4 protein-coding genes and 1 pseudogene are annotated in these 5683 nt (G+C 61.1%); 3 read left to right on the top strand and 2 right to left on the bottom strand.

Features of this window, described 5'->3' with window-relative positions:
- Both QT222_RS07580 and QT222_RS07585 read right to left on the bottom strand, forming a co-directional pair.
- On the bottom strand, positions 1–2006 hold a 2006-nt coding region (locus QT222_RS07580), incomplete at its 3' end, for an NADP-dependent malic enzyme (protein ID WP_491476810.1).
- Positions 2007–2136: 130 nt separating this feature from the next.
- Complete coding sequence (locus QT222_RS07585) at positions 2137–3243, bottom strand: M24 family metallopeptidase (protein WP_491476811.1); 1107 nt, start codon at positions 3241–3243, stop codon at positions 2137–2139.
- Between the two features lie 138 nt (positions 3244–3381).
- Between QT222_RS07585 and QT222_RS07590 the strand changes: the two genes are divergently transcribed.
- From QT222_RS07590 to QT222_RS07600, 3 genes and pseudogenes are all read left to right on the top strand, one after another.
- A complete protein-coding gene (locus QT222_RS07590; RefSeq protein WP_049917494.1) occupies positions 3382–4215 on the top strand; it encodes a COX15/CtaA family protein in 834 nt (277 codons plus the stop codon).
- 230 nt (positions 4216–4445) lie between these two features.
- The gene (locus QT222_RS07595; RefSeq protein WP_004059868.1) at positions 4446–5243 is read left to right on the top strand and encodes a basic amino acid ABC transporter substrate-binding protein; all 798 of its coding nucleotides are present in this window, start codon (positions 4446–4448) and stop codon (positions 5241–5243) included.
- 48 nt (positions 5244–5291) lie between these two features.
- A pseudogene (locus QT222_RS07600) lies at positions 5292–5683 on the top strand (amino acid ABC transporter permease); the annotation flags it as partial.

Here is a 5683-nt window from a genome sequence, read left to right on the forward strand (position 1 = left end):
AGGGCCGTGTCGGCCTGCATCTCGCCGTCGACCGGGAAGTCCACTTCGGGGTCGTTTTGGAGGAGTCTCGCCGCGTCACGCGGCTTCGCAGTTCCCTCGTTACGGACGCTGCCGAAGTTAGAGTACGAGAGGAGTGCGGCGCGCGGTTCGACGTTGAACCGGCGGGCCAGTTCGGCCGTGTGTTTCGTAATCTCCGCGAGAATCTCCTCGTCGGGGTCGAGATTGACTGTCGTGTCAGCACAGAAGACCACGCGGTTCTTGAACGTCATCATGTAGACACCGGCCGCGTAGTTGGCGTCCTCGGCCGTGCCGATAAGCTGGAGTGGTGGTCGAAGCGCCGAGGGGTAGTGGTGGGTCAGACCGGTGAGCATCGCGTCGGCGTCGTCCATGGAGACCATCACGCTGGCGAAGTAATTCGAGTCCTGCTGGACGAGTTCGGCCGCTTCGGTACGAGTAAGTCCCTTCCGACGGCGGCGTTCGTAGAGATGGTCGACGTAGTGGTTCCACTCGCCGTCGTGGGGGTTGGCGATGGTCGGGTCAAATTCGAGGCCCAACTCTTCGGCCTTCCGCAGGATGGTGGTGGTATCGCCGACGAGGATTGGCTCGGCGATGCCCTCCTCTTGCATCTGGTAGGCAGCGCGAATCATCTTCTCGTTGGACCCCTCGGCGAGGGCGACGCGCTTGGGGTCGGATTTCGCCTTATTGAGGACGACGCGCATCATCTCGCGGGACTTGCCGAGGCGCGCTTCGAGTCGCTCGCGGTACTCGTTCATATCGAGGCGCTCTCGGGCCGCGCCGGAGGTCATCGCCGCCTGCGCGACGGCCGGCGCGACTTCGAACAGCACACGTGGGTCGAGCGGTTTGGGGATGAGGTAGTCGGGACCGAACTGCAGCGGGTGGTCGCCGTAGGCTTTGACGACGGCGTCGGGTACGTCTTGCCGGGCGAGTTCGGCGAGTGCTTCGGCGGCGGCGCGCTTCATCGCCTCGTTGATTTCAGTCGCACGCACGTCGAGTGCACCGCGGAAGATGAACGGGAACCCGAGGACGTTGTTCACCTGATTCGGGTAGTCCGAGCGACCCGTCGCCATGATGACCGTGTCGTCACGGGCGTTCTTGGCATCCTCGTAGGTAATCTCGGGGTCCGGGTTCGCCATCGCGAAGATGATGGGGTTGTCGGCCATCGACCGGACCATGTCTTGACTCACGATGCCACCGACGGAAAGACCGGCGAACACGTCCGCTCCCTCCATGGCGTGCGCGAGCGAGCCCTCTTCGACGTCCTGGGCGAACTCGGCTTTGTACTTGTTAACGTCGCCTGCACTGACGCGTGACTCGGTGATGATACCTGACGAGTCACACATCGTGATGTTCTCTTTTTTCGCGCCGAGCGAGACGTAGAATCGCGCTGTTGCGAGCGCCGACGCGCCCGCACCGGAGAAGACGATTTCGAGGTCTTCGAGGTCCTTACCGAGAACGTCGGCGGCGTTGAGCAGTGCTGCCCCGGAGATGATGGCTGTCCCGTGCTGGTCGTCGTGGAACACGGGGATATCCATCGTTTCGCGGAGTTGTCGCTCGATTTCGAAACATTCCGGTGCCTTGATGTCCTCGAGGTTGATGCCACCGAAGGTCGGTTCCATCGCCTTCGTTGCGGCGACGAAGTCGTCCACGTCGGTGATGTCGAGTTCGACGTCGAACACGTCGATGTCGGCGAAGCGTTTGAACAGGACGCCCTTGCCCTCCATGACCGGCTTCGACGCCTGCGCGCCGATATCGCCGAGACCGAGGACCGCAGAGCCGTTCGAGACGACACCCACGAGGTTTCCCTTTGCCGTGTAGTCGTACGCGACCGTTTCGTCATCTGCGATGTCGAGACACGGGGCCGCCACACCAGGGGAGTACGCGAGGCTCAGGTCGCGCTGCGTGTTCGTCGGTTTTGTCGTGGCAATCTCTATTTTCCCGGGCGGGTCCCGGCGGTGATATTCTCGTGAGTCGTCGTCCAGTCCCATGAATCACACCACCTCGCCCGGGGGCAAAAAACTATCCAACGGCGTCGAACAGCATTTTCGACAGTAGTCGAATGACTGGGGGACGAAAAGGGGGTTTCGACGCCGGTTCAGCGCCACACACTCACAAAAATTACTCCGTTTCGATGTGAAGAATTTCGGGGCGTTCGAGTTCGACCGACCCGTCTTCGGCGGCGACTGTCCGAGTCGGCCACTGGCTTGTCGCCGTCAACACTTCGACGTCGTCAGCCGTGACGAGCACCGTGTCCTCGCTCTTTGCGCCCTCGATGGTTGGGTTGTAGGCGTAGGCCATCGGCACGTGGACAGCATCGTCCGCGTCGGGTGCGGCGAACCACTCTCGTCCGGCGAATCCGGCGGCACCGCCCTGATGGTGATTCAGCCACTCGTCGGATTTGCCGACCTCGTCGTAGGTGTCGCGGATGGAGTCGAACACATCCGCCGCCGTTCCCTCTTCGGCCGCCACTCGCTTCGTCGCCGCAAGCGCTTCCACTTCTACTTGCATCGTCTTCTCGTGTCGCGTTTCGAGCCAGTCGGGCGCGTCGAACGCGACGGTTCGCGTACAACTCGCGTAAAGACCGTCCCGTTGGGCCGTCACGGAGATGAGCGCGTAGTCTCCGAGTTCCTCTTCGGTCGGCGTGTAATGCCGGTACTTCTGGGCGCGTCGGGCACCGCCGACGAGGGCGACGGGCGTCTCGATACCCATCGCGTGCAGCGTGACGCGGAGGCCCGAGGCGACTTCGTGTTCCGTGTCCTGCGGTTCGAGTTCTCGACAGACCCGCTCGACGGCGCTCGCCACGTCGCGGCCGAGTTCGCGGTACGCCTCGATGTCGGCTTCGGTGAGTGGTTGACGAACTGCCGAGGCGTCCACCTCGTCGAATCCGGGTACGTCGAAGTCCGCGGCCGCAGGTGTCGGAGAAACCGTCGCGACGCCGGACGCGAGAGACCCTTCGTGCCACTGGTAGCGGTGAATACGAACGTCTTCGTGCGGGACTTCTTCGTGGAGCAGTCGCGTGGCCTCGATGTTGTCGGTCACGACGTGGAACTCCTCGCCGTCGTAGCCGGCGGCCGCGACACCGATGGGTGCGTCGCGGTCGACGACGTTGTCGCCGCCGAGGAGCCACGCGAAGGAGTTCGGGCGGGCGAACCAGACTGCCTCGATGTCGTGTGTTTCGAGGTGCGTGTCGAGGCGGTCTGCCCGAGATGCGAGTCGCTCGTCCATAGTCGGTCGTCCAACTGCACCGACTTGAATGGGACGACTCAGTTGAGAAGCGACGCCCGAACCGGAACAATACGAAATGTGATACCTTCGACGGACGTACCTACGAGGTATAAGTTTGCGCGGGCCTGACCCCCGCGTATGACACCTCGGCTTCGCCGCCTCCTCGCGGGGTCCGCCGTGCTGACTGGTATCCTGATGGTGCTCGGGGTTTACACCGCCGCCGCGGGTGCCGGACTCACGTGTGCCGGTCGCTGGCCCTTCTGCGACGGCTTCCTCGGACTGTTCCCGGCCAACTGGGGCAGTTTCCTCGAATGGTTCCACCGACTCGTCGCCATGATTACCGGCTTCGTCATCCTCGGAACGACGATAAAAGCGTGGCGCGAAGGCGTCTCGAAGCGCGTCCGATACGCACTCGTGGTCGCCACCGCCATCCTTCCGTTCCAAATCGTCCTCGGTGCACTCACCGTCACCGAGTACGAGTGGGTCATCCTCACCGCCCACTACGTCGTTGCCACATCAATCTTCACTGCGATTGTCGCCGCCGCCGCGTGGGGGCTTTCCAACCGCGGAATTCCCCGTATCGCCGACGCGGTCCGGCTGGCGCTCGTCGGGATGCCGATTATGCTCGTCCTCGCTCCCCACATGTTCGTCTCGTTCGGCCCGCTGACGCAGGCCGTGTACTACGTCGTCGGTCTCACAACGTACGGCGCGCTCCTCTCCGCGACACTCTGGACCAGCGCCGCACACGGTGCGCGCGCAGATGCGTACGGCCGCCTCAAGGTATCCCTCGCACCCGCGAGCGCAATCGTCGTCACCCTCCTCATCGCCGGACGGCAGGTGTACGACCCGATACTCCAACTGGCTCATCTCGGCGGAACAGTCATCGCACTCGTCCTCGTCGTCGGTGCAGCGGTCGTCGTCCGCGGCGGTCTCCCAATCCCACAGACGAGCGTTACAAACGACGCAGACTGAGTTCGCGGCCAATACCGCTTCTTCGGATACGTTTTCCCGTCTGTCGAATCGAAAATCAGTGACAGAATGATAGTCATACACAATCAAGATGTTTAAAGTTGTAGAGTGTTCGAAAATTAATCGATTTCTTATCGATTTTCTTTCTTTGCTGGCAATTTTCACCAAAATAGGCGCGAATTGATGTTTCGACCGAAGAAGTGTTATAGGGGGAGTGCCACCTGTGGCTTGTTATGAAACGTCGTACCTATCTCAAGGGATCGGCAGGGGCTGCGGCCGCGTTCACGTTGGCTGGTTGTCTCGGTGGTGGAGACGAGATTGTCATCGGTTCGGACATTCCGTACCGGCCGTTCGAGTACGAGACGACCGAAGGCGAACTCGTCGGCTTCGACGTCGAAATCGCACAGGCCGTCTTCACCGACCAACTCGGCTATGAACACAGGTTCAAACCGACGAGCTTCGACGGTATCATCCCGGCGTTGAAAAACGGGAACTTCCGCGTCATCATGTCTGCGATGACCATCACCGAAGAACGCGCCGAGGAGATCGACTTCTCCGACCCGTACTTCACGGCGTACCAGACTGTCGTCGTCCTCAAAAACGGCGACATCTCCTCGAAGGAGGACCTCAAAGGGAAGACCGTCGGCGTTCAGAAGGGGACGACCGGCGCGGCCGCGGCCGATTCACTCAAAGAAGAGTTCGACGGCAACCTGAACATCCAGCGGTACGACCAGATTCCCGGCGCGTTCGACGCGCTCAGGAACAACCAGGTCGTCGCCGTCATCAACGACAACACGGTTAACGCCGAGTTCGTCAACCAGAGTGACAGCGTCACATTCCTCGAAGGCTCCGGTGCCGCGGAGGAGCAGGGCAAAAACGCTCCGCCGTACCTCACGCTCACCGTCGAAGAGTACGGCATCGGGTTCCGCCAAGACGACGACGAGTTCCGCAAGGAGGTCAACGGCGCACTCGAGACGATTCGAGAAAACGGGACGTACGACGAGATTTACTCGAAGTACTTCTCCGGCTAATCCGAACCACCACGCGATTTTATTACACCACTGTGAGATTAATTACCAATGGCAGAATCATACTCTGAGGGGCGAGCCGCCGACGACGGATACGAGGAGCAGTTTTTGAACGACAAGACGCTCAAACTCGCTGGTGCCGCAGTTGCGACACTATTTACGCTTGGTGTCGGTGTCTTTATCGCTGCCATCATATTCACACAGGTCGACTTCGACCTGTTCGTCGAGATTATCTACCCGCAGTTCGTCTTCGCGTACCTGCGGGTGCTCGGCATCTTCCTGGCGGGGCGCGTCCTCTCTATTATCGCCGGCATTTTCGTTGGCCTCGGCCGCGTTTCGGAGACCAGGATTACAGATATGGTTGCGAGGGGCTACGTTGGGCTCTTTCGTGGAAAGGCGCTTCTATTGCAACTTTTCGTCTTCCTCTTCGGGCTTTCCGCGGT

It is taken from the genome of Haloferax sp. s1 (assembly GCF_058382125.1).